The organism is Phascolarctobacterium succinatutens (assembly GCF_023497905.1).
Classification (GTDB): Bacteria; Bacillota; Negativicutes; order Acidaminococcales; family Acidaminococcaceae; genus Phascolarctobacterium_A; species Phascolarctobacterium_A succinatutens.
The window spans coordinates 839,208-862,265 of the sequence record NZ_CP097284.1 but is presented as its reverse complement, the minus strand read 5'-3'; the positions used below and the strand labels follow the sequence as shown (position 1 = coordinate 862,265).

At 49.9% G+C, this 23,058-nt stretch carries 16 protein-coding genes, 3 tRNA genes and 1 pseudogene; 2 read left to right on the top strand and 18 right to left on the bottom strand.

All coding sequences use genetic code 11. The features are described from left to right. Nucleotides 1-43 precede the first annotated feature (43 nt). From M5E81_RS04075 to M5E81_RS04060, 4 genes are all read right to left on the bottom strand, one after another. Nucleotides 44-1,267, bottom strand: a complete 1,224-nt coding sequence (locus tag M5E81_RS04075; protein ID WP_249747938.1) for a GNAT family N-acetyltransferase — start codon at nt 1,265-1,267, stop codon at nt 44-46. A gap of 8 nt (nt 1,268-1,275) precedes the next feature. Then, nucleotides 1,276-2,121 (bottom strand): DUF2156 domain-containing protein, encoded by an 846-nt coding sequence (locus M5E81_RS04070; protein WP_249747937.1) that lies wholly within the window; start codon nt 2,119-2,121, stop codon nt 1,276-1,278. Between the two features lie 348 nt (nt 2,122-2,469). After that, the gene (locus M5E81_RS04065) at nt 2,470-2,976 is read right to left on the bottom strand and encodes a hypothetical protein (protein ID WP_009146207.1); all 507 of its coding nucleotides are present in this window, start codon (nt 2,974-2,976) and stop codon (nt 2,470-2,472) included. Further along, nucleotides 2,969-3,853 carry an aminotransferase class IV gene (locus M5E81_RS04060; protein ID WP_249747936.1) on the bottom strand — a complete coding sequence of 295 codons (885 nt, stop codon included), beginning with the start codon at nt 3,851-3,853 and terminating at the stop codon, nt 2,969-2,971. Before M5E81_RS04060 ends, M5E81_RS04065 begins: the two co-directional genes overlap by 8 nt. A 206-nt stretch (nt 3,854-4,059) precedes the next feature. Here M5E81_RS04060 and M5E81_RS04055 point away from each other — a divergent pair, with 206 nt between their 5' ends. Further along, on the top strand, nt 4,060-6,363 hold the full coding sequence (locus M5E81_RS04055) for a monovalent cation:proton antiporter family protein (protein WP_249747935.1): 2,304 nt from the start codon (nt 4,060-4,062) through the stop codon (nt 6,361-6,363). Between the two features lie 143 nt (nt 6,364-6,506). Here the strand turns inward: M5E81_RS04055 and M5E81_RS04050 are convergent. The 3 genes and pseudogenes from M5E81_RS04050 to M5E81_RS04040 all read right to left on the bottom strand — a co-directional run. After that, nucleotides 6,507-8,058 (bottom strand): annotated as a pseudogene (locus M5E81_RS04050) (IS1182 family transposase); the annotation flags it as partial. A gap of 164 nt (nt 8,059-8,222) precedes the next feature. Next, nucleotides 8,223-9,209, bottom strand: coding sequence for a type IV pilus twitching motility protein PilT (locus M5E81_RS04045; protein ID WP_249747934.1), 987 nt, complete (start codon nt 9,207-9,209; stop codon nt 8,223-8,225). After that, the gene (locus M5E81_RS04040) at nt 9,202-10,371 is read right to left on the bottom strand and encodes a GspE/PulE family protein (protein WP_249747933.1); all 1,170 of its coding nucleotides are present in this window, start codon (nt 10,369-10,371) and stop codon (nt 9,202-9,204) included. Before M5E81_RS04040 ends, M5E81_RS04045 begins: the two co-directional genes overlap by 8 nt. 206 nt (nt 10,372-10,577) lie before the next feature. Here M5E81_RS04040 and M5E81_RS04035 point away from each other — a divergent pair, with 206 nt between their 5' ends. Beyond that, nucleotides 10,578-11,672: a type II secretion system protein GspD gene (locus M5E81_RS04035; RefSeq protein WP_249747932.1), complete on the top strand. Its 1,095-nt coding sequence runs from the start codon at nt 10,578-10,580 to the stop codon at nt 11,670-11,672. A 75-nt stretch (nt 11,673-11,747) separates the two neighbouring features. Here M5E81_RS04035 and rd read toward each other — a convergent pair whose 3' ends face one another. The 11 genes from rd to M5E81_RS03980 all read right to left on the bottom strand — a co-directional run bounded on the left by rd (nt 11,748) and on the right by M5E81_RS03980 (nt 23,014). After that, complete coding sequence (gene rd, locus M5E81_RS04030) at nt 11,748-11,906, bottom strand: rubredoxin (RefSeq protein ID WP_009146201.1); 159 nt, start codon at nt 11,904-11,906, stop codon at nt 11,748-11,750. A 135-nt stretch (nt 11,907-12,041) separates the two neighbouring features. After that, on the bottom strand, nt 12,042-13,889 hold the full coding sequence (gene uvrC / locus M5E81_RS04025) for an excinuclease ABC subunit UvrC (RefSeq protein ID WP_249747931.1): 1,848 nt from the start codon (nt 13,887-13,889) through the stop codon (nt 12,042-12,044). Next, nucleotides 13,886-16,735 carry an excinuclease ABC subunit UvrA gene (uvrA, locus tag M5E81_RS04020; RefSeq protein WP_009146199.1) on the bottom strand — a complete coding sequence of 950 codons (2,850 nt, stop codon included), beginning with the start codon at nt 16,733-16,735 and terminating at the stop codon, nt 13,886-13,888. The genes uvrC and uvrA overlap by 4 nt, the downstream gene beginning before the upstream one ends. 146 nt (nt 16,736-16,881) lie before the next feature. Beyond that, nucleotides 16,882-17,604, bottom strand: coding sequence for an aspartate/glutamate racemase family protein (locus M5E81_RS04015; RefSeq protein WP_009146198.1), 723 nt, complete (start codon nt 17,602-17,604; stop codon nt 16,882-16,884). Nucleotides 17,605-17,769: 165 nt separating this feature from the next. Next, nucleotides 17,770-18,144, bottom strand: a complete 375-nt coding sequence (gene sepF / locus M5E81_RS04010) for a cell division protein SepF (protein ID WP_249747930.1) — start codon at nt 18,142-18,144, stop codon at nt 17,770-17,772. Nucleotides 18,145-18,256: 112 nt separating this feature from the next. After that, complete coding sequence (typA, locus tag M5E81_RS04005; protein ID WP_040565367.1) at nt 18,257-20,083, bottom strand: translational GTPase TypA; 1,827 nt, start codon at nt 20,081-20,083, stop codon at nt 18,257-18,259. 267 nt (nt 20,084-20,350) lie between these two features. Further along, nucleotides 20,351-20,424 (bottom strand) — tRNA-Trp (locus M5E81_RS04000). Between the two features lies 1 nt (nt 20,425). Continuing rightward, a tRNA-Gly gene (locus M5E81_RS03995) sits at nt 20,426-20,500 on the bottom strand. A 2-nt stretch (nt 20,501-20,502) separates the two neighbouring features. After that, nucleotides 20,503-20,579 (bottom strand) — tRNA-Asp (locus M5E81_RS03990). 75 nt (nt 20,580-20,654) lie between these two features. Continuing rightward, nucleotides 20,655-21,872, bottom strand: a complete 1,218-nt coding sequence (locus tag M5E81_RS03985) for an AMP-binding protein (RefSeq protein WP_249747929.1) — start codon at nt 21,870-21,872, stop codon at nt 20,655-20,657. 5 nt (nt 21,873-21,877) lie between these two features. After that, nucleotides 21,878-23,014 carry a thiolase family protein gene (locus tag M5E81_RS03980; RefSeq protein WP_249747928.1) on the bottom strand — a complete coding sequence of 379 codons (1,137 nt, stop codon included), beginning with the start codon at nt 23,012-23,014 and terminating at the stop codon, nt 21,878-21,880. Nucleotides 23,015-23,058 lie beyond the last annotated feature (44 nt).

The following is a 23,058-nucleotide window of genomic DNA, read 5'->3' as shown; positions in this document are numbered from 1 at the left end:
CAAAAAAGCAGACTGCCGGAACATCCGACAGCCTGCATAAGCTTTAAAAATATTCGTTATTATAGGTGCGGCATTTAGGAAAGAGCTCGTCGAGCAGCTGCAGCTTCCGCACATCGCTGCATTTGATGTGCCCTGCCTCCCACAGCTCGCTGGCGCTGAACGCACCGAAGTAAAGCTGGGTAAAGGCTCCCATATCCATGGTAACCTCCTCCTGCTCCAGCGTGCTGACTGCTTCCAGCTTGCCCGGTGACGTGCGCAGCTGCAGCAGATGATTATTGCGCTCAATCATCTTATCCGTAAGCAGTACGACAACGCTGCCGCTGCTCATGCTTTCTGCTACCGGCAGCTTAGCGAGCGCTAAACGCGCATCAAGGCAACGTGCCATCATAAACGGCTGCAGTCTGCCCGTAAGCGCCTGGTCCTCAAAGCCAAGATATGTTTTATCCCACGGCTCCGCCAGCCAGCAAAACTCCTGCGCTTCGCTTCTGTGTCCCGCGGCATATTGCAACAGACGGTTCTTCGCCGCAGCATCCTGCGTAAGCAGCTCCTGCAAGTTGAACGTGCCGTCAGTCAGTGAGTAAAGCATATAGCCAACTGCTTTCCCCGCACGGTAAACAACAGCGCACAGCACATTTTCCTGCGTAACTACCGACAACAGCTTGCGCCATTGGAACGCAGTGCGCTGCGGTACGCCGTTCCATGCTGCGGTAACACTTGCGTAAATATTTGCCAAAGGATTGCAAGGTTGCGTTTCCTCATCCGTCACAGCTTGCAGCAAAGAAGCTAAATCAAGACGTTCTACCGACAGGTCATCACCAATTGCAGGAATTTGCAACTTTGCCAAAGGCATTTTATATTCATGACGATAATAGCAGTAAGCAAATTCATACGGCAGATAAATACCGGCACTTATAGGCATCAGCGTCACAAAAGGGAATCCCTGCGAGCGCAGCACCTCAAAAGCAGTTTCCAAAAGCGGACGCAAAAGATGCTGTCCACGTGCTTCCGGAGCGGTGGCAATGCCCACAAGATACGGCACCAGCATCTCCTGCCCGCGCAAACGCAGCATATAGGGATTTACATGCAGCATCGTGCGCAGCTTTTCTTCCTCGCCGACCTTGTCAAAGCCACCGATAACCATATTGTCCTTGCCGCAGTACTGCTCAAAATAGTACCGAAAGAAAGGCTCCGTCTTTTTTTCAAAGCAGTAATTCCAAAGCTCTTCCGCCTGGTACATACGCTCCTTGCTCAAGACACGGTAAATCATAAGCTACCTCACCCAATAATTACATTATATTTTTTCACCATAAATTCCGGATGCAGCGCCAGCTTTGCCTCACGCAGACCGGGATGTCCCATATCCTCCTCACGGTTGAGATATTTTACATCCGTCCAGGCATGAGCGGCGAACTCCTTGGTAATAGCAGTATACAAGCCGCGCACATCATGACGCGCCTTTTCTACATGCAGCACCGCTGTATCGTCGTTAATCTTCTTGCCAAAGCTGAAGGCCTGAATTTTACCGTCGAAACGGATTGCACCGCCGCGCAGCTCCAGCTGCTCGAAGCTCAGAAAGGCCTCCTGGATAGCATATTTTTCGCACAGCAGCGAAGGGTCCTCTGCCATATGCTCGTCGCACCAGCGCTCGCCGAAGTTCAGGCATTCCATCATATTATCCATAGTAATCGGCTCATAAACGAAATCCGGATGCGCCTTGACAAAAGCATTGTAGTGATTCTTCTGCCCGTGCAGCTTGCGGCCGGAAAGCGTTGCCAGCTTTTCCTGCAGATATACATAATCCCAGTTATCGCGGTCTTCTTCATATGTCAGACCGGGCATTACGCGCTCAAAGCGCTCCTTGGTAAAATCATAGATACCGTGCATCTCAAACGGTTTACCATGATGCTCCTCCTTCAGCTCCTGCATCAGACGCGGCAAATCCTCATCACGTCCGCCAAAGGGCTGAATATAAAAATCAACGTTGTTGCGTTTAACCTTCAGCAAAAGGAAATCGTGCGCTACGCACCAATAAATATGATAGCAGTCACGCCAGACAAAAAGATTGGAAAAGGCACATTCGCTGCCATTTTGATGTGATTTTGATATATAGCTTTCAAACAAAGGCTTTTCCGCCAATGTTACAGGTTTAAATTCTAAAATACTGATAACCCCCTAAAACTCATTACTGCTTGTATATTATAGCATATGAAATATAGCTTGCGGCACTGCATTGGCATTTTTAACATTAACTTCACAAAACAGATAACTACTATCCATTGCCTATATTATAATATGCTGTTGCCGTTCATTTGTAAAGTATGCACAAAAAAGTGCTTCAGTTACCAAAAGGTTACTGAGCAAAGCCGAAGCATTAAACAAAATAACCGCTCAGCTTTTACACCGGCGGTTATTTTCGCTGTCGGTTAAATACTACGCGCATAAATACATTATATTATTGCCAAACCTGTATTAATCAAACTGACGCAGACGCTTTTTGACCTGCTCTGCCAGCAAAATACCGGCAACAGCCGTCAGCAGCTGCGGTACGCTCATCGCAAACATAACCGTCTTGCGCAGCGCAGGATTCGGCAGCGCCAAGAAGCTCAGCGCAGCCCAGGCTGCCAGCAACATAACACAGGCCTTCGCCAGTGGCGGTATAGATAAAGACAGCTTACGACTGTCCTTAAACTGACGCACAAGCAGCACAAAGATAAAATTACCCAGCCAAATTACGGGAATCAGAAACGGCAGCAGCACCTGCCCCTGCACGTAAGCAGTCAGTGGCAGCAAAAACGCCAGCAAAAGCGCTGTCTTCAGGCCGCTGAGCTGCAGCGTGAGCACCAGCATCATGTGCACCAGAGTACCGATGATAAATGTGGAAAGCAGCTGCGGCATCGGCAGCACCAGACGCAGCGACTGCAGCGCCAGCGCCAAAGCCACCAATAACGCTCCACGCACCAGCTTGCTGTTATTCATGCTTAGCAGGGCATTCCTTAGCTACAAATGCCATATATGCATCCTGCAGCTTTTGTGTCAGCTCGCCAACCTTGCCGTCAGCAACGAAGCTGCGGTCAATTTTTGTAACAGGCATAAACTCGCAACGCGGTCCGCAAAGGAAGGCTTCGTCTGCTTTGAGTGCAAAATCCTTATCAAAAGCTCTTTCGATAATCTGCAGATTCAGGTCTTTGGACAGGCGTTCCATCAGCAGACGGCGGGTAATATTTTTATGGATAAAGTTGTTTTCGGGATGAGTCCACAGAATACCGTCTTTATAAATGAAGAAGCTTGCTTCCGTGCTTTCGGTAATTTTGCCGTCGCGAACAAACAGGGAATCAAAAGCATTGCCGATAACAGCCTTCTGTTTAGCCATTACTTCCGGCAGACGGTTCAGAGTATTGATATCGCAGCGTGCCCAGCGCACATCCTCAACAGTGATAACATTTACGCCCTTGGCACGTTTCTCAGCAAGTGCCTCGCGGTCAACCGGTACAGCATACATAGTCAGATGCGGAATGCTCTGCTCCGGATAGGACAGGGCATAAGCACCGCTGCCACGAGTTACCTGAGTATAGATTTCGCAGTCCTTCAGACCGGTTGCGGCCAACAGGCTTTCATGGAACTCTACCAGCTCTTCAATCATATAAACGCCGGGAATTTTTACTGCGATTACAGAATCGAATAAATTGTTCATATGCGGCAGCAAAGCAAAGCAGCGGCCGTTATAAACCGGTACAATTTCAAAAACGCCATCGCCGAAGTTATGACCGCGGTCGTTAACGTCAATAAATGCTTCAGCTTCCGGCATAATCTCGCCGTCTACCAAAACTAATTTTTCTTGTTGATTTTCGTTCATCTTTATTCCTCCAATTGCGCAAGTCACAATAAATTAACATAATAAAGCATTATTTATGCAATAATTTCAGTCAAAAATATTGTATAATATAATTGAGATTATTTGTTTTGCAGTCTGCAGAGCTTGTAAAAAGCTAATGACTACATTTCAATTATTATACACCATTTAAAGCCATTTTGGCAAAAAATATCTCAAAGGAGCTTACCATGACTCATCTGCCTACTATTATTAATGATTTAGCAATGATTTTGCTCGTAGCCGGCGTCACAACAATTCTTTTCAAGAAAATCAATCAGCCGTTGGTACTTGGCTACATTGTTGCCGGCTTCATCACCGGTCCGCATTTCAACTTCTTCCCGACGATTACCGATAAGGCCAACGTCCACGCCTGGTCCGAAATCGGTGTTATCTTCCTGCTGTTCGCACTGGGACTGGAGTTCAGCTTTTACAAGCTGAAAAGCGTAGGCAGTACAGCCTTCATCGCCACCGCGGTAGAAATCGGCGGTATGCTGGCCGTGGGCTACTTCGCCGGTATGCTGCTCGGTTGGAACCATATGGACAGCCTTTTCCTGGGCGGCATGCTTTCAATGTCCTCCACCACGATTATCATCAAAGCCTTTGACGATTTAAAGCTCAGGGCGCAGCGCTTTACGGAAATTGTTTTCGGCGTGCTGATTATTGAAGATATCGCCGGTATCGTGATGATGGTACTGCTTGCAACCATGGCCGTAGCCAGCGCCAATGTTTCCACAACGGAGCTGCTGCTCAGCATCGGACGCTTGATTTTCTTCCTCGTTTTATGGTTTGTTCTGGGTATGTACCTTGTCCCCAGCTTCTTTAAATGGGCCAAACAGCTGATGAACGAAGAAACTCTGGTAGTTATTTCCATCGGCCTGTGCCTCGGTATGGTGGTGCTGGCAACTCAGCTCGGCTTCTCCTCCGCTTTGGGTGCCTTCATCATGGGCTCTTTGATTGCCGAAGCACCTAACGCAGAAAAAATCGAGCACCTCGTTGCTCCTATCAAGGATTTGTTCGGCGCAATCTTTTTCGTATCCGTCGGCATGATGGTAGATCCCGCTATCCTGCTGGAGCAAGCGCTGCCCATCTTCGTGCTGGTAGTAGCAACAATTATCGGCAAGCTGATTTTCTCCACCGGCGGCGTACTGGCCTCCGGCCAGAGCCTCAACACCTCTGTACACTGCGGCTTCAGCCTGGCACAGATCGGTGAATTCTCCTTTATTATTGCTTCCCTCGGCATGAGCCTGGGCGTAATCAGCAGCTTTTTATATCCGATTATCGTAGCGGTATCCGTAATCACTACCTTTACCACACCCTTCTGCATCATGGCAGCCGAGCCCTTCTACCAGCTGGTGCTGAAGCTGCTGCCGCCGCAGGCTAAAAGCTGGCTTGACCGTTATACCGGCACCAATACTGACGATGACAAGGATCAGGACTGGAAGAACCTGCTGACCGGTTACACCATGCGTATGTTGATTTTCATCACCCTGCTGGCAGCCATTGCCTTGGGTGCGGAATATTACCTGCTGCCTTATTTGGGCAACACGCTGAAGCTGCCGTACAGCAGACTGCTGACCGCCGCTGCCACCTTTATCATTATGTCGCCGATTCTGCGTGCCGTTTTGGTTAACCGCGCCGGCAACGGTGATTTATTCTCCAAGCTCTGGTTCAAAAAGCGTGCTAACCATCTGCCGTTAATGTTCCTTGTATTCGGCAAGCTGCTTGTAGCATCTGCTTCGCTGTACTTCATCTTCCACACTCTGCTGAATCTGCACGGCTTCCTGGCCTGCGTTTCTGTCCTGCTGGCAGCGTACTTCATCTCCTCCTCCGACTGGCTGATGAGCGAATACCTGCGTATCGAATCACGCTTTTTGGTAAACCTTAACGAAAAGCACATGCGCAAGCATCGCGAAAGCGCTCCCGATGACAGCCGTACCTGGTTCGACGAGGATTTGCAGCTTGTTTACTACGATTTGCAAAAGGATTCTCCCATCAAAGGACGCAGCCTGCGCAGTCTTGGCTTCCGCGAAAGCTACGGCTGCAACGTTCTGCAGCTTTTGGGTACCCACCGCACTGTTGATATGCCCGGCGGCGAGCAGATAGTAGAGCAGGGAGATAAGCTGCTGCTCATCGGTACAAGCAGCCAGCTGCAGGTTTTTGACGCTGCCGTAAGACAGCGCAGCTTAGGCCTTGAACGCTGCGATTTGCCGCAAAGCCTGCGTGAATTCATGCTGGATAACCACCAAAATAAACCGGAGCAGCAATTCCTCTCACTGGCGATTACTATCGACAAGCATTCGCCTATTTTGGGAACCTCACTGAAGGCTGCGGATTTGCGCAACAAATGGAGCTGCCTCGTTGTCGGTCTGGAGCGTGGCGCCTTTACCATTACCAACCCCCACGTTTCACTTGTTTTCGAAGAAAACGACCTGCTCTGGGTATTAGGCAAGCAAAAAATGATGAACACTTTAATCAGAGAAGAAATTTTGTAATACCGTTTACAGTATATCTGTATATATTAAGAGGCTGGGACAAAACCACCCTCTCAAACTAAAAAAGGACTGGAATTTGAGTTTTTTCTCAAATTCCAGTCCTTTTACTTCGCGTAAAATTAAGCTGCAGCTGTATGCTGCATATATTTTCTTAAATTTACTGCCATCAAAGCCAAACCTATTTCTATTTTTGCTTTGAATTTTCCTCTTACCGTAAATCTGTTGAAACGCAAATTAGCCTTCAAGAATCCAAAGACTGGCTCTACATCAAATTTCCTTCTCTTGTAGATTTTACCAGTCTTATTGTCTGAAAGCTGTGCTCTAATATATTCTTTTTGCTGTTCCCATTTTACGTTTATACTTATTTTTCTGTTATTGCCTTCTTTGGCCTTGCAACACTGACTGCGGTATGGGCAATTACAACAATCTTCGCATTCGTATACTCTAAAGTTTCTCGCAAAGCCGTTCTTATCTTTTCTTTGGGAATTATATTTAAATATCAATTTTTTGCCGTTTGGACACGTATAGTAATCATCAGCATTATCATAATCCCAATTAGCGGTCTTGAAAGCATCTTTTATATCTTCTTTCCTGCTCTTTCAGATACATGCCATAAGTAATTAACGGTGTCAGTTGTCTGTTTTCAATAATGTCGACATAGTTTTCCTCGCTGCCATATCCAGCATCAGCTACAATATATTCCGGCAAAGCAAAATAACTGCTTTCAATAACATCTAGAAATGGTTTGAGTGTGCGAGTATCTGTAGGATTGGGAAATAAGTCATATGCAAGAGCGTATTGGCCTTCTGTTGCTATTTGTACGTTATAACCTGGCTTCAGCTGGCCGTTCTTCATATAATCTTCTTTCATACGCATAAAAGTAGCATCTGGATCTGTTTTGGAATAACTGTTTCTATTCTCCATAATAGCAAGTTGTCTGTCGTATTTTTGTTTTCGGGCAATATTATCTTTTAAGATTTTTCTGAGTTGCTTCGGACGTTTCCTTTTGTGCCTTATTCGTTTACGTTTTTCGACAGAATCAGATTCAGCTATTTCTTTGTCCATAACCTCAATAGCTGAATCAAGCTTTTCGACCACCTCAACCATCTCTTTTTCGTTAATCGTAGCTTCTTGCTCAAGCTCCATGGCAGGAATTATTTCCTGCTCAACCAATTCATCGTATATCCGTCTGGAATTTTCTATCAGACTTATACCATATTTTTCTACAGCCTTTTTCCATACAAAGCTGAATTTGTTGGCATTGGCTTCTATCTTTGTTCCGTCTATGAAAATAGCTTCATTATTTATTATCTTTTCTTTTATAAGTTGGGCTCTGAACTGAATAAAACACTGACAAAGCAGTTCCTGCATGTCTTTGTTGCTTCTGAATCTGTTAATAGTGCGGTAGCTGGGTGAATATCCCTGAGCTAACCACATCATACGAATGCTGTCAGATAACAACGCTTCTATTTTTCTACCGGAAAATACCGACTGAGAGTAGGCACACAATAATATTTTGAGCATCATTCTCGGGTGATATGCCGGGCAGCCCGTTTCTTTGTAATATTTATCAAAGGCCTTTTTGGGAATACTTTCAACCAAATTGTTTACGTGTCTTGCGATATCGTTATCCTGAATTTTTATTTCTAAATTTAGAGGCAAAACCAGCTGATTTATGTTATAATTTTTGTACATGACGAGTTCCTTTCCTTGTTTTTGTTATTTTGTGGTGATTTAATTCTAACAGAAAAGCAACTCGTTGTGTACTTTTAGCACTAAAAAACCAGTGGAAATTTACCTGACGGTAAAACTCCACTGGTTTTTCTGTTTAAGGTTGGGTTTTGTCCCAGCCTCTTTTTTCATGCGATTATTCCTCGCAGCTGCAAGGCCTTTACTGCGTCCTCCATTGTCTGCATACCGTAGCGCGCGCCGGTCTGCAAATAGGACTGCAGCTGATGCGTGCGCCCCTCACGAATAAGATTGCGCAAGGCAGGCGTTGCAACGAGCACCTCAAAGGCCGCCGCTCTGCCTGCTCTGTCACAGCGCGGCAGCAACCTCTGGCAGCAAATTCCCAGCAAGCAGTCAGCCAGCTGCGTACACACATGCTGCCTGTCGGGCAACACATCAAGAATACGGTTTACCGTACCAACCGCATCCTGCGTGTGCAGCGTAGCTAAAACAAGGTGACCTGTTTCCGCCGCCGTCAGTGCTATACCGATTGTTTCCGCATCTCTGAGCTCGCCCACCATAATCACATCCGGGTCCTGTCTGAGAGCACTGCGCAACCCGCTGGCAAAGCTCCTTGTATCACGCCCCACCTCCCGCTGGTTAATCAGCGCCAGACCAGGAGGATACACGTACTCTATCGGGTCCTCCAGCGTCAGCACGTGTACAGCGCGCGTTTGATTTATCTGCTGTACCAGCGAGGCAAGCGTGGTGCTTTTGCCGCTGCCTGTGGCACCTGTAACGAGCAGCAAACCGCTGCTGCTCTCAGCAAGCTGACAAACAGTTTGCGGCAGGCCAAGACTGTTGCAGTCAGGAATTTCCTTCGGAAGCAGACGAATCGCCGCCGCATAGCCGCCGCCAAGACGATAAACATTGAGACGGCAGCGCTCCTGTAAACTGTCACTAAAAGCAGTATCAATCTCACCTGTCTGCAGCAGCTGCTGTTTTTCCTGCTCCGGCAGCAGGGCAAGCAACGCTTTCTCCAGCTTTTCCCGGGAAATAAATTCGTTTTGCAAAGGCTGCAGACTGCCATCTACGCGCACCATCGGTACACTCGCAGGCCTAATATGCAAATCGCTTGCTTCCATATTCCGTGCCCAGAGCAGCAGCTTATCAAGCATAATCAGCCTCCCCGGTGATACCGACGCGCCACAATTCTTCAACCGTAGTTGCACCCTGCAGTACCTTTGCTACTGCATCGGCGTACAGACTGCGCCATCCCTGCTTGCGCGCCTCCTGCAAAAGCTCTGCTTCATCGGCGCCGTTTACCAAAAGCTGCTGCATTCGTTTATCAAACACAACCAGCTCATGCAAGGCCAAACGCCCTCTGTAGCCCGTGCCGTGACAATGCTCACAGCCGTGAGCCTGCACCACCTGCAGTTTTTCATCCGCACTGTACCCAAGATACTGCAGCTCCGCTGCCGTTGCCAAGCGCCGTTCGCCGCAATAGCGGCACGGACGGCGCACCAAACGCTGTGCCAGCACACCGCGCAAACCGGCAGCCAAAAGATAATCTGCAATCCCCATATCCAGCAGACGATAGACCGCACCGATAGCATCATTCGTATGTAGTGTGCTCAGCACCAAATGACCTGTCAGCGCTGCATGCACCGCCATCGCCGCCGTTTCCTCATCTCTGATTTCACCCAGCATGATAACATCCGGATCCTGACGCACCACCGAACGCAATCCTGCCGCAAAAGTCAGTCCGCTCCTGCGGTTGACTGCCACCTGATTGATTCCCGGTAGCTTATATTCCACCGGATCCTCCAAGGTTATAATATTACTGGCAGCAGCATCAAGCTCCTGAAGCGTAGCATAAAGCGTCGTCGTTTTGCCGCTGCCCGTCGGTCCCGTCAGAAGCACTAAACCGTTCGGCTGATGAAAAAGCCGGCGGTAACGCTGCAAATTATCATCGCTGAATTGCAGTTGCTCCAGCTGCAGCAAATTATCTTGACGCTGCAAAAAACGAATCGCCAGCTTTTCGCCGTTCACTGTCGGCAGGCTGGATAAACGCAAATCCACCTTGCTGCCTTCATGCTCCAGCAGCAGCCTGCCATCCTGCGGCACTCTTTTTTCGGCAATATCCATACCGCTCCACACCTTCAGCTGCGTCAGCAGCGTACTTTGCTGTGAGTGCGGCAGCACGCACAGTTGTTGCAGCAGGCCGTCAACACGGATGCGCACACGCACTCCCTGTCCGTCAGGCTCGATGTGTAAATCACTCGCTCCCTGAACCAATGCCAGATGCAGCAAATCCTCCGCCAGTTTATTATTACGCAAACCCTCCACTGTATCACCTCATTTTTTCTTGTGTTGCATTCATTGTAGCATAAAAAAAGCGAAATGCAATATGATAATTCAAAATTTTCTCTATTTTCTAAATTTTCACTTGAAATTATTCCCTGCTTGCGCTAAAATGAAAAATGAAATTTACTATGCAATGCTTGTTGCCGTCATCTTAACGGATAACACTGAAAGGAGCCATTATGCTAAAACGATTTTTCCCGTTAATACTCAGCAGTCTGCTGCTTGCCTTAGCTCTGCCCTGCAATGCCCAAAATAAGCTCGCCAATCCCTTTTTGCCTTCCCCCGCCAACGTCGGCCAAACTGTTGCAGTAAACGTTCCCGCACTACCGCAGCCCATCAGCGAACGCCTAGCCTGCTATCCCTTAAGCTACGCCAGAGCCAAGGATGTACAGGAAGCATTGGCTCCGCATTTCGGCTCCAAGCTCAGTCTTGACAATATCACCAACAGCCTCATCCTTTTGGGCGACGAACAATGCCACGCACGCTTAAAGCAGCTGCTGCCCAAGCTGGATATCCCTACAAGGCAGGTAACACTAGAAGCAAAAATCATCGCCGTCAGCCGCGAGGACAGTAAAAACCTGGGCGTACGCTGGGACTGGGACACTATTCCCCAGAGCAAGCAGGAAACGAACGACAGTAACAGTGACAGCAGCAATTATGACGGCAGCTTTAAATTTTGGCGCGGGTTTGCCTTCCGTTTCAACGCTACGCTTAATGCTCTCATAAGCAACGGTAAAGCGCGCATTTTGGCAACACCGCGCATCATCACCATACCCGGCAAGGAGGCCAGCATTTTCATCGGTGACCACATCCCCGTGCAGACAGAAAAGCATGACAGTAGCGGCAGCTACACGGCAACGGAATATCTTGACGCCGGCATCAAGCTGCAATACGCGCCCATCATCAGCGAGGATGGTAAAATGGTGACCGCCAGCGTCCACACTGAGGTGAGCACGCCTGTGCTCATCAGCGAGCTGAAAAACTACCGCATCACCAGCCGCACCGCTGACACCAACGTGCGCATGTACAGCGGGGAAACGCTGGTAATCGGCGGTCTTATCAGTGAGGAGCAGCATCGTACAATGCAGAAGGTGCCTTTTTTGAGCAAAATTCCTCTATTGGGTGAGCTGTTTAAAAACCGTTCGCGTTCGCACAATAAGACGGAGGTTTTGCTGCTTTTAACACCGCACATTACGGAAGCAGGCGCTTCACCGGCGATTTATAATGAGGGGCTGATGAAGGGGGAAGGAAAGCCGCAGACAAATAATCATTAGATAAAAAGCTGCATAACACAAAATCAGCCAATGAGCTTTTGCTCAAAGGCTGATTTTGCTATATCCTATGCAATTTTACATTTCCGAGAATTGATCCTTGCCTACACCGCAAAGAGGGCAAACCCATTCTTCCGGTACATCTTCCCAAGCAGTGCCTGCAGCAACACCGTTATCGGGATCGCCAACCTCAGGATCATACACATAACCACAAACATCACATACCCATTTTGCCATTAGCTTCGTCCTCCTCTTGCCATAGCCTGCGCTTTTAAGAAAGCTAAGCGCGAGCTACAAAATAATAATTATTTTTGACCTATAATTATTATAGCATAGTATGCGAGGATATTCTGCAAAATAGCTGTGAACCTTTTACTGCAGCGCCTGCTGCTTTTCCGGCAAATCCAGACGGAAGAAATCGTACAGCGTCTGCGCCGCCGCATGGTTCATGCCTTCTACCGCAGCCAGCTCTTCAACGCTGGCTGCCCGCATAGCGTCCAGCGTTTTGAAAGCCTTCCACAGCTCCTGCCGGCGCTTAGGCCCGATACCCTCCACATGGTCGAGCACAGAAACGAGATTGCGCTTACCGCGCAGCTTGCGGTGGTAGGTAATGGCAAAGCGGTGCGCCTCATCGCGGATGCGTTGAATGAGGTGCAGCGCAGCGCCTTCACGGTCCAGCATAATACTTTCGCTCTGGTGCGGCTTGAAGATTTCCTCCTCGCGCTTAGCCAGACCTACAACCGGCAAATCATCAAGACCAAGGCCGCGGATAACCTCCAACGCCGAGCTCAGCTGACCCTTGCCGCCGTCGATAACCACTAGGCTTGGCAAGTCCTCATAATCTCTGTAACGGCGGTAGACAACCTCCTGCATGGATTTGAAATCATCAGGCTTGCCTTCTGCCGAGACAATTTTATATCTGCGGTAATCTTTTTTACTGCTGGTGCCGTTGCGGAACACAACCATGGAAGCAACAGTTTCGCTGCCCTGCGTATGGCTGATATCGAAGCAGTCCATGCGCTCCAGGGGATGCTCCAAGCCCAAGGCCTGCTGCAGCTCTTCGGCTGCCTGCAGGTCATTTTTGAGTGATAAACTGCCCTTACGCAGGCGTTCATTCAGCAGCTTGACAGCATTTTCATTCGCCAGCTTCAGCAGGTCCTTTTTCACGCCGCGCTGCGGCAGCAGCAGCTCCACCCGTCGCTGTGCCTTGTCTGCCAGCCAGGTTTCAATAAGCTGCTTTTCATCCTCCTCCGGCAGGTACGGCAGCACCACTTCCTTGGGAATAAAGGTTGCTTCGTTATAATATTGCTTCACAAAGGCTGTCATAACCTCCTGCGGCGTATCGCCGCCGTCGGGCAAGAAGAAGTTATCTCTGCCGATGAGCTTGCCCTTACGCACGAAGAACAACTGCACGCACAGGCCCGTCATATCCTGCCCCAGGCCGAAGATATCCATGTCACCGCCATTATTGGTGACAGCCTTCTGCGCTTCATTCAGACGTGCCACAGCCTGCAGCTGGTCGCGCAGTCGGGCAGCCTCCTCAAAGGCGTAGTTATCTGCCGCCTCCTGCATCTGCTGCTTCAAATCCCGCTCCAGCTCCGTGGTGCGTCCGTCCAGCACCATACAGATGGATTTAATCATCTTGTGATAATCCGCCTTGCTGATGTAACCGGCGCAAGGCGCAAGACAGCGCTTGATGTGATAGTTCAAGCATGGTCTGTCCGGGTTCATTTTGCGGCAGGTGCGCAGAGGAAACATGCTGCGCAGCAGCTTTACCGTAGCATGCATAGCACCGGCGTCGGCATACGGTCCGTAATAACGGGCACCGTCACGCAGCTGCCTGCGCGTCACATATAAACGAGGGAAATCCTCCTGCATGGTAACCTTAAGATAAGGATATGTTTTATCGTCCTTCAGGCTGATGTTGTAACGCGGGCGATATTTTTTGATCAGGTTGCACTCCAGAATCAGCGCTTCTACCTCACTGGAGGTTACAATCGTTTCAATCTCCGCGATTTTTGCCACCATCGCCTTCACCTTCGGCGTATGGCTGGCCAGATTGCGGAAGTAGCTGCGCACGCGGTTTTTCAGTACAACAGCCTTGCCGACGTAGATAACCTTGCCGGAGGCATCATGCATCAGGTAAACGCCGGGCTTTTCCGGCAGTACGGCCAAGGCATTTTTTATATTATCGCTAAAGTCTGCGGCTAATTCTGTCATACATACCACCCGTTCTTCTTCGCCTTAGCCAGCTCCTGCTTGATGTACTGTCCGGTGTAAGATTTTTTGACCTTCGCTACCTCCTCCGGCGTACCGCTAGCCACCAAAGTACCGCCCTTGTCGCCGCCCTCGGGACCGAGGTCGATAATGTAATCCGCCACCTTGATAACGTCCAGATTATGCTCGATGACGATAACGCTGTCACCGCCTTCTACAAGACGCTGCAGCACATCCAGTAGCTTGTGGACGTCCGCAATATGCAGGCCTGTCGTAGGCTCGTCCAGGATATATACGGTGCGTCCCGTACTGCGGCGCGAAAGCTCCGTTGCCAGCTTTACGCGCTGTGCTTCACCGCCGCTCAGCGTCGTCGCTGCCTGTCCCAGATGAATGTAGCCAAGGCCTACATCCTCCAGCACTGCCAGCTTGCGGTAAATGCGCGGCTGATTCTTAAAGAACTCGCAGGCCTCGCTTACCGTCATATCAAGAACCTCAGCGATGGATTTGCCCTTGTAATGCACCTCCAGCGTATCGCGGTTGTAGCGTGCGCCGTGGCAAACTTCGCAGGGAACGTAAACGTCCGGCAGGAAGTTCATTTCTATCTTATTCATGCCATCGCCCTTGCAGGCCTCGCAGCGTCCTCCCTTGACGTTAAAGCTGAAGCGGCCTGCCTTATAGCCGCGCAGCTTGGCCTCATTGGTCTGGCTGAAGAGCTCGCGGATAAAATCAAAGACGCCGGTATAGGTTGCGGGATTGGAGCGCGGTGTGCGTCCGATTGGGGACTGGTCGATGTTGATTACCTTATCCGTATATTCTATGCCCTCGATGCTGTCGTGCTCCGAAGCACGCAAACGCGCACCGTTGAGCTTGGCAGCCAGGGAGTTATAGAGAATATTATTTATCAAAGTGGATTTTCCGCTGCCGCTCACGCCTGTCACCACGGTAAAGACTCCGAGCGGAATGCTGACATCAATATTTTTGAGATTGTTGGCGCGGGCGCCGTAAATCGTCAGCATCCTGCCATCGCACTCGCGGCGATGCTTGGGAACCGGGATAAATTTGCGGCCGCTAAGATAGGTACCGGTAACAGATGCAGGCACCTGCTTAATTTCTTCTACCGTACCCTGAGCTACTACTTCACCGCCATGCTCGCCTGCTCCCGGACCGATGTCGATAATCTGGTCGGCAGCATACATCGTTTCCTCGTCATGCTCAACAACAATCAGCGTATTGCCCAAATCGCGCAAATGCTTGAGTGTTTCCAGCAGCTTACCGTTATCGCGTTGGTGCAGGCCGATGCTCGGTTCGTCCAGAATATACAGTACGCCTGTCAGGCCGCTGCCTATCTGCGTTGCCAGACGGATGCGCTGCGCTTCGCCGCCGCTGAGCGTACCGGCGCTTCTGTCGAGCGTCAGGTAATCAAGGCCTACGTCGTTAAGGAACTGCAGACGCGCCATAATCTCCTTCAGCACCTGATGCGCAATTATTTGCTGCTTCGGCGTCAGCACAAGCTTTTTAAAGAACTGCAGGCAGTCGCGCACTGTCAGCGCCGTCACCTCGCAGATATTTTTGCCGCCGATAAGAATTGCCAGTGCCTCCGGCTTCAAGCGGCTGCCGTGGCAGGCAGCGCAGGGAGTGCTCGTCATAAACTCTTCCAAGTCCTGACGCATAGCATCGCTGAAGGCTTCACGGTAACGACGGCGCAGCACATTCAAAATGCCGTCAAAGGTTGTGTTATGCTCCTTGACTTCTCCCTGCAGGTTTTCGTACATAAACTTAAACTTGCTCTCGCCGGCACCGTCCCACAAAAGCTGCTGCATCTCGGGCGAAAGCTCATTCCATTTGGTGTCGTAGCTATAGCCGTAGGCAGCAAGCACTGCGCCCAGCTGCTTCATAAAATAGGAATTCAGATTGTTGCTGAAGCAGGCAATACACCTGTCGGCAAAGCTCTTGTCAGCGTCAGGCACTATCAAAGCCTTATCAAACTCCATATGCATACCAAGGCCAGTGCAGTCTGGGCAGGCACCGAAGGGATTGTTAAAGGAAAACAGGCGCGGTTCAATCGCAGGCAGACTGATGCCGCAGTCATTGCAGGCAAAATGCTCACTGAAAAGCTGCGTTTCCGTTGCTTCTCCCAGCGTTTCCACCTCGGCAAAGCCGTCTGCCAGCTTCAGCGCTGTTTCCACGGAATCCGTCAGACGCTGCCTGATGCCTTCGCGCACCGCCAAGCGGTCGATGACCACGGAAAGGCTGTGCTTTTTGTTTTTCTCCAGACGGATATCCTCATCCAGCGTGCGCACCTCACCGTCGATAAACATACGCACATAGCCTGCACGCCGCATATCGTCGAGCACACGCATATGCTCGCCCTTGCGCTCGCGCACCAGCGGTGCCATAACCATAAAACGGGCTCCCTGCGGCAGCTCCAGCACCTTGTCGACTATCTGCTGCACGCTCTGCTGCTCGATGAGCTTGCCGCATTTAGGGCAGTGCGGTTCACCTGCGCGTGCGAATAAAAGGCGCAGGTAATCGTAAATTTCCGTAACCGTACCTACGGTAGAACGCGGATTGCGGCTCGTGGTCTTCTGGTCGATAGAAATTGCCGGGCTCAGGCCCTCGATGTAGTCCACATCCGGCTTGTCCATCTGTCCCAAAAACTGGCGGGCGTAGGCCGAAAGTGATTCCACGTAGCGGCGCTGGCCTTCGGCGTAAATTGTATCAAAGGCCAGGCTGCTTTTGCCGCTGCCGCTTAGGCCTGTGATAACTACCATTTTATTGCGTGGTATTTCTACCGTTATATTTTTCAGGTTGTGCTGACGCGCACCCTTTACAATTAAAAATTCTTGCATATTTTTTACCTCTGTTAACAAAAGGCAGAAGCTGCTCCAGCTGCTGCCGGCGATAGTATGTTTATATTATAGCACACTGCTAGGATAAACGCAGTAAAATAAAAACCACCTCAGCCTCAATCCAAGGTGGTTGCAGTCCTCAAATATTATTTTACTTCTTCATACAGCGCGCGCACGCAGGCATCTGCCAACGCACCGATGCTGGAAACGCTGCGCTCCTGCGGCAGTCCGGATGCATCATAGCCAAGCGGCAGCTCGGTGCAGGCGGTCATTACAGGGATGTCGCGCTCAGCCCACAGCTCCTCTACCAGCTCTTTCATAATAGCGCCGGCCTTTGCCAGCTGGTTAGCCTTAACGCAGTTGATAACCTCCTGAGATTTATCGCTCTGCTCCTCATTCGGAATATACAGTGTCAGTCCACGCTTTTCTGCATATTTCTGGTACAGTCCGCAAGCACGTGTGCCTTTGGTAGACAGCATCCAGGCACCCTTTTCCGGAGAAAGCTCTTTGGCAGCCTTAACGGTTTCGTCAACGATATGCAGCAGCGGTACCGGCAATTCATCAGCAAACTGGTCGATAAAGAAGTGTGCGGTATTGCAGGGAACAGCAAGTACATCCGCACCCATATCGCACAGCTGCAGCAAATCAGCCTTCAGCTTCGGCAGCGGAGATTCACCCTTGCCGAAAATTGCTGTGCCGCGGTCCGGGATATCGCAGTCACCGATCATATATACAACAGGATGCTCCTGGTCGCAGTTCGCCGGGCATCTCATAGTGAACTGACGCAAGAACTCTGCAGCGGCTGCAGGGCCAAGGCCACCGACAACACCTAATTTTTTACCGTTTTTCATCATTTTCTTTTCGCTCATATATACCTCTTCTTTCCCATTCAGTTTCGCTTATAAGATTAGTAAATTTCTTATCATTTTAGCACACCGGGCTGTTATTTGCAAATATCATCAGCCTATCTGCGTACACAAAAAGCCGTTGCCGGCCACCCCGCAAGGTGACAAGCAACGGCTAACTTTTGTTATTTATTTGCTAAGCCAGGAACGTACATTAGAAGAAGTTCTTGCTTCCTCTTTGTTGACCTGCACCTGTTCAGGCGCATAAAGCAGCAAATCATCGTTAATTTTTTTCACATCGGCATTAATGATGTAGCTTACACCGTTCAGATAATCGAAAATACGATATCTGAGTGCTTCATCAACTGCATCAAAGCATACCATAATGGCACTGCCGTTCATCAGCGAATCAGCATATTCGCGCACGTCCGCAAAGGATTTCGGTGTACGCACCATAATATTCAGATGTCCGGATTTCAGCAGACGCGGACGGGTATATTCCTCCTGCTGCTCTTCCATTTCATCAGACCAAAAGAATTTCATTGCTGTATTTTTTAAACCCATGGCCATCAGCCTCCAAACCAAAACAGTTATTTAGACTATTATTCGCTGCCTATAGGCAAAAGTCCTGCTTAGTAATATTAATTGTAGCAGATTTTTAACAGATTGTCAAAAATTATGCCTGAACATTCTTCATACGGCCACGCATCTTACCGCGCTCCAGACGATCCAGAACCTTCTTACGCATACGGATGCTCTTCGGAGTAACCTCAACCAGCTCATCGTCGTTGATATGCTCCAGAGCCTGCTCCAGAGAGAAGGTCTGAGGCGGAATCAGACGAATAGCATCATCACTGCCGGAAGCACGCATGTTGCTGACATGTTTCTTCTTGCAGGGGTTAACATCCATGTCGTCCTCACGGCTGTTTTCGCCAACCAGCTGGCCTTCGTAAATCTTTTCTGCAGGAACAACGAACATGGTACCGCGCTCCTGAGCGTTGCCGATACCATAGGAAGTGGTTTCGCCGGTTTCAAAAGCAACCAGGCTGCCACGGGTACGGCCGGGGATTTCACCCTTATATTCTTCGTAACCGGCAAATACGTGGTTCATAATACCGTTACCTTTAGTATCGGTGAGGAACTGGTTACGGAAACCGATCAGGCCGCGAGCAGGAATCTTGAATTCCATACGCAGATAGCCTGCCATTTCGGTCATGTTCTGCAGCTCAGCCTTACGCAGGCCCAGGCCTTCCATAACAGCGCCCATGAAGTCCTGCGGTACATCGATAGTCAATGCTTCCATAGGCTCCATCAGCTTGCCGTTTTCATCGCGGTGCATAATAACCTTAGGTTTACCAACCTGCAGCTCAAAGCCTTCACGACGCATAGTTTCAATCAAAATAGACAGATGCAGCTCGCCACGTCCGGCAACCTCATAAGCATCCGGGCTTTCGGTTTCAGTAACACGCATGGAAACGTTGGTCTTAACCTCTTTGAACAGACGGTCACGCAGATGACGGCTGGTAACAAATTCACCTTCACGGCCGGCAAACGGACTGTTGTTAACGTAGAAAATCATAGACAGGGTAGGTTCGTCAATCTTGATGCCCTTAAGAGCTTCCGGATTTTCGCTGTCAGCGATAGTGTCGCCGATGTTAGCGTCCTGCAGACCGATCAGAGCAACGATATCACCTGCTTCAACCTCAGGCACTTCTACACGCTTCAGGCCCTGGTAGGTGTACAGACGGCCGATTTTGCCGTTACGGTTGCCTGCTTCGTCCATCAGAATGATGTTTTCGCCGTTGTGGATGGTACCGCGAACTACACGGCCTACAACGATACGGCCTACATAATCATCATAGTCCAGGGTGTTAACCAGCATCTGCAGCGGTGCATTAACGTCAACATCCGGAGCAGGAATGTTTTCCAGAATTACTTTGAACAAAGGCTCCAAAGAATTGCTTTCCTCGTCCATGGACAGTTTGGCAATACCGTTACGGGCGGAAGCCAGAACAACCGGGAACTCCAGCTGATCTTCATCTGCATCCAGTTCAATGAACAGGTCCAGAACTTCGTCAATAACTTCATCAACACGTTGGTCAGGGCGGTCAATCTTGTTGATTACAACAATCGGTTTCAGGTGCTGTTCCAATGCTTTACGCAGTACGTATTTGGTCTGCGGCATCGGGCCTTCATAAGCATCAACCAGCAGCAGTACGCCATCAACCATGGTCAGTACGCGTTCAACCTCACCGCCGAAGTCAGCATGGCCCGGGGTGTCCAGAATGTTGATTTTTACGCCGTTGTGCATAACAGCGGTGTTTTTAGACAGAATGGTGATACCACGTTCACGCTCCAGAGCATTGGAGTCCATAACACGTTCTTCAACGCGCTCGTTAGCACGGAAAACGCCGCTTTGCTTCAGCATAGCATCAACCAGGGTAGTCTTGCCATGGTCAACGTGGGCAATAATTGCTATATTACGAATATCGTTTCTAATCATTATTCCTTTTCTCTCCTTCATAAAAGACAAGAAAAAGGATGCTTGTCAAGTGCATCCTTTCACAGTATTACTAAACTATTTTATTATATGCTTTTTCCGTCATACTGTCAATAAAATTGTCTTGAAAGTTACAGAAAAGCTTGTAAGATGCAAGGTAAAGGGATTAGCGACAAAGCCTTGCATAAACTATTTGCTAATAAAGTAGTATCTTGCTAAACGCAGACATGAAAAAAGCCTGAGAGCTGAACTCTCAGGCTACGCTTGCTATGGCAGGGGCACTAGGACTCGAACCCAGATCGACGGTTTTGGAGACCGTTGCTCTACCATTGAACTATGCCCCTATGGAGCGGAAAACGAGATTCGAACTCGCGACCCCCTCCTTGGCAAGGAGGTGCTCTACCACTGAGCTATTTCCGCATTGGCGACCCGGATGGGACTCGAACCCACGACCTCCGCCGTGACAGGGCGGCATTCTAACCAACTGAACCACCGGGCCAATGTCAGTGTGTCTGACAGTTATATATATTACCATACGTCTTGCGTTTTGGCAAGAGGTTTTTTTGAAAAAATTTTAGAGAAATTTTTTCAGCGCCAATTTATCCACCTTACCGCTTTCATTATGCGGCAGCTGCTCCATGAAAACAAACTGCTTGGGCAGCTCGTAATCCTCTAAGGTTTGCCGCAGCAGCTTAACCAGCTCCTGCTTGCCGTATTCGCGCGCCGCCCCCACAAAAGCAATAAGCGCATCGACATCGTCCACATGACGGCAGATTACTGCAGCCTCCTCAATGCCCTCCAGTTCAGTCAAAGCAGTGCACACCTTAACGGCAGAAACCTTGCGTCCGTTGACGCTCACAATATCATCCGTGCGCCCCAAAAAGTGCAAACGTCCTTCCGCATCCAGATGTCCCCTGTCCTTCAGGGAAAACGGCAGCGAAATTTTCTCCACATGATATGGCGTATCAATGAAAATTTCTTCATTACAAACGCTCACCTGCACGCCCTTGAACGGACGGCCGATAAGTGTGCGGTCATCCGTCATTTCCTCGGCCTTGATGTAGGTAATGTAATTCAGTTCGCTGGCGCCGTAGTACAGCGTGATATCAGCATTGGGGAATACCTGCAGCAGTTTGTCCGCCTCCTGCCTGCCCATGCTCTGCGAGCCGCTGATGATACTGCGCACACGCAAATCAGGCTCACGCAAAAATTTAGGCAGCAGCAGCAGCTTGGATGGAATCAGGTAGATTGCGTTCACCGCATAGCGCTGCATCAGCTGCAGCCAATGGCGCGGACGGAAGCGCTCTGTAACTACCAAAGTGCCGCCTGCCGCCAGCACTCCCATATAAATATTAAGATTACCGGTAAAGGCCAGGCTTCCCTGACAAAAAATTACCGTCTGCTCATCAACGCCGAAAACACGATTCTGCTCCGAAAAAAAGTCCGCCCAGCTATGATAGCTGCGCCACAACAGCTTGCTTTTGCCGGTGCTGCCGCTGGTCATAACGCCCATGCAGGCCGCTTCGGGAATAGCCTCGCAGCTGAACTGCTGATTTTTGCTCACCTCGGTAGCGATAACCGGCACAGTTTTTGTACCGCTATATGCCAGAAAGCTGATTAACTGACGGGCGATGCTGCTTTCATAGATAAAAACCGCCGGAGCGCTAAAATCCGCCTGACTGCGCAGCTCACGCGCTGCTTGCGCCAGTCTTGCGTAGGTATATTCTTCTTCGTCCTCTATAAGAGCGAGCTTATCCTGTTTTTGTTGTGTGATTAAGGTCAAGTAATCCATTTGCTTCACTCCACTCTTTCCAACAGCAGCGCCGTACCTACGCCGCCTGCTGCTGCTACGCTTGCGGCGCCGTAGTGACCGCCCTTCTGCTTCAGTGCCTCCAACAGATGCAGCGTAATTATGCCGCCGCTGGCACCGTATGGATGACCGTAGGCCAGCGCCCCGCCGAACACATTGTATTTGTCAATGCTATTCGGAAAGCTGCGGGCAAACAGCACATCAATTACGGCAAAGGCTTCATTCAGCTCAAAGTCTGCGATATCCTGCTCCTGCAGTCCATGCTTGGCCAACAGCTTTTGCAGTGCGGTAACTGCAGTACGCGGACTTACCAAGGGATCGCCGCCGCAGGCTGTGCTGCCCAGCACTCTGGCCTGCGCCTTTAAGCCGTGCTCATGCAGATATTTTTGCGAGCACAGCACTACAAAGGCCGCACCATCGTTAATCAGGCAGGAATTGGCCGCTGTAATAAATTCGCCGCCCTCCAGCACCTTGGGCATTCTGTCGAGCAGGCGCTGGCTCATGCGCGGTCTGATGCCTTCGTCCTTAACGGCACCGCAGACCGGAGCGATAATATTCTGCAGCAATCCCTGCTCGCGCGCCTGCGTTGCAAGCGCATGGCTGCGCAATACCCAACTGTCCATTTCTTCTTTAGTAATGCCTTCGCGCTTGGCGGCAAGCTCCGCACCCTCCAGCATTACTGTTTCGCGGTGGATGCCAGGCATAAACTTGGCTACGCTGTACCAAGTATCGCCTGCATAATCGGGATGATTGGGATTATAACCGCGTCTTGGCTGCGTAGAACTGCTTTCAAAGCCACCGGCAATAATTACATCTGCTTCGCCGCTGTTAATCTTGGCTGCGGCAACAGCAATGCTTTCCAAACCGCTGCCGCATTGCACATCTACCGTAAAGGCCGGCACCGAAATATCTACGCCCGCCGTCAATGCCATCAAGCGCGCAATGTTGCCGCCGGCGCCCACACCGTTGCCGGCAATGATATAATCAGGCTCGCGCAGCTGATATTTTTCCATCACCTGCTTAAGCACTTCCGCACCCAGCACCTCCGCCGGGATATGACGATACATACCGTTGACTACGCCCACGTAGCTGCGCAGGCCACCTAAAATATATGCATTTTCCATCTTAACACCTCTATATCCGAAAAGAGCTGCCTGCCACCTGCCTT

Coding starts and splice junctions, on each gene's coding strand:
- M5E81_RS04075 (WP_249747938.1), bottom strand. CDS start 1,267: ATGATTTACCGTGTCTTGAGCAAGGAGCGTATGTACCAGGCGGAAGAG.
- M5E81_RS04065 (WP_009146207.1), bottom strand. CDS start 2,976: ATGAATAACAGCAAGCTGGTGCGTGGAGCGTTATTGGTGGCTTTGGCG.
- M5E81_RS04060 (WP_249747936.1), bottom strand. CDS start 3,853: ATGAACGAAAATCAACAAGAAAAATTAGTTTTGGTAGACGGCGAGATT.
- M5E81_RS04055 (WP_249747935.1), top strand. CDS start 4,060: ATGACTCATCTGCCTACTATTATTAATGATTTAGCAATGATTTTGCTC.
- M5E81_RS04045 (WP_249747934.1), bottom strand. CDS start 9,209: ATGCTTGATAAGCTGCTGCTCTGGGCACGGAATATGGAAGCAAGCGAT.
- M5E81_RS04035 (WP_249747932.1), top strand. CDS start 10,578: ATGCTAAAACGATTTTTCCCGTTAATACTCAGCAGTCTGCTGCTTGCC.
- rd (WP_009146201.1), bottom strand. CDS start 11,906: ATGGCAAAATGGGTATGTGATGTTTGTGGTTATGTGTATGATCCTGAG.
- uvrC (WP_249747931.1), bottom strand. CDS start 13,889: ATGACAGAATTAGCCGCAGACTTTAGCGATAATATAAAAAATGCCTTG.
- uvrA (WP_009146199.1), bottom strand. CDS start 16,735: ATGCAAGAATTTTTAATTGTAAAGGGTGCGCGTCAGCACAACCTGAAA.
- M5E81_RS04015 (WP_009146198.1), bottom strand. CDS start 17,604: ATGAGCGAAAAGAAAATGATGAAAAACGGTAAAAAATTAGGTGTTGTC.
- sepF (WP_249747930.1), bottom strand. CDS start 18,144: ATGGGTTTAAAAAATACAGCAATGAAATTCTTTTGGTCTGATGAAATG.
- typA (WP_040565367.1), bottom strand. CDS start 20,083: ATGATTAGAAACGATATTCGTAATATAGCAATTATTGCCCACGTTGAC.
- M5E81_RS03985 (WP_249747929.1), bottom strand. CDS start 21,872: ATGGATTACTTGACCTTAATCACACAACAAAAACAGGATAAGCTCGCT.
- M5E81_RS03980 (WP_249747928.1), bottom strand. CDS start 23,014: ATGGAAAATGCATATATTTTAGGTGGCCTGCGCAGCTACGTGGGCGTA.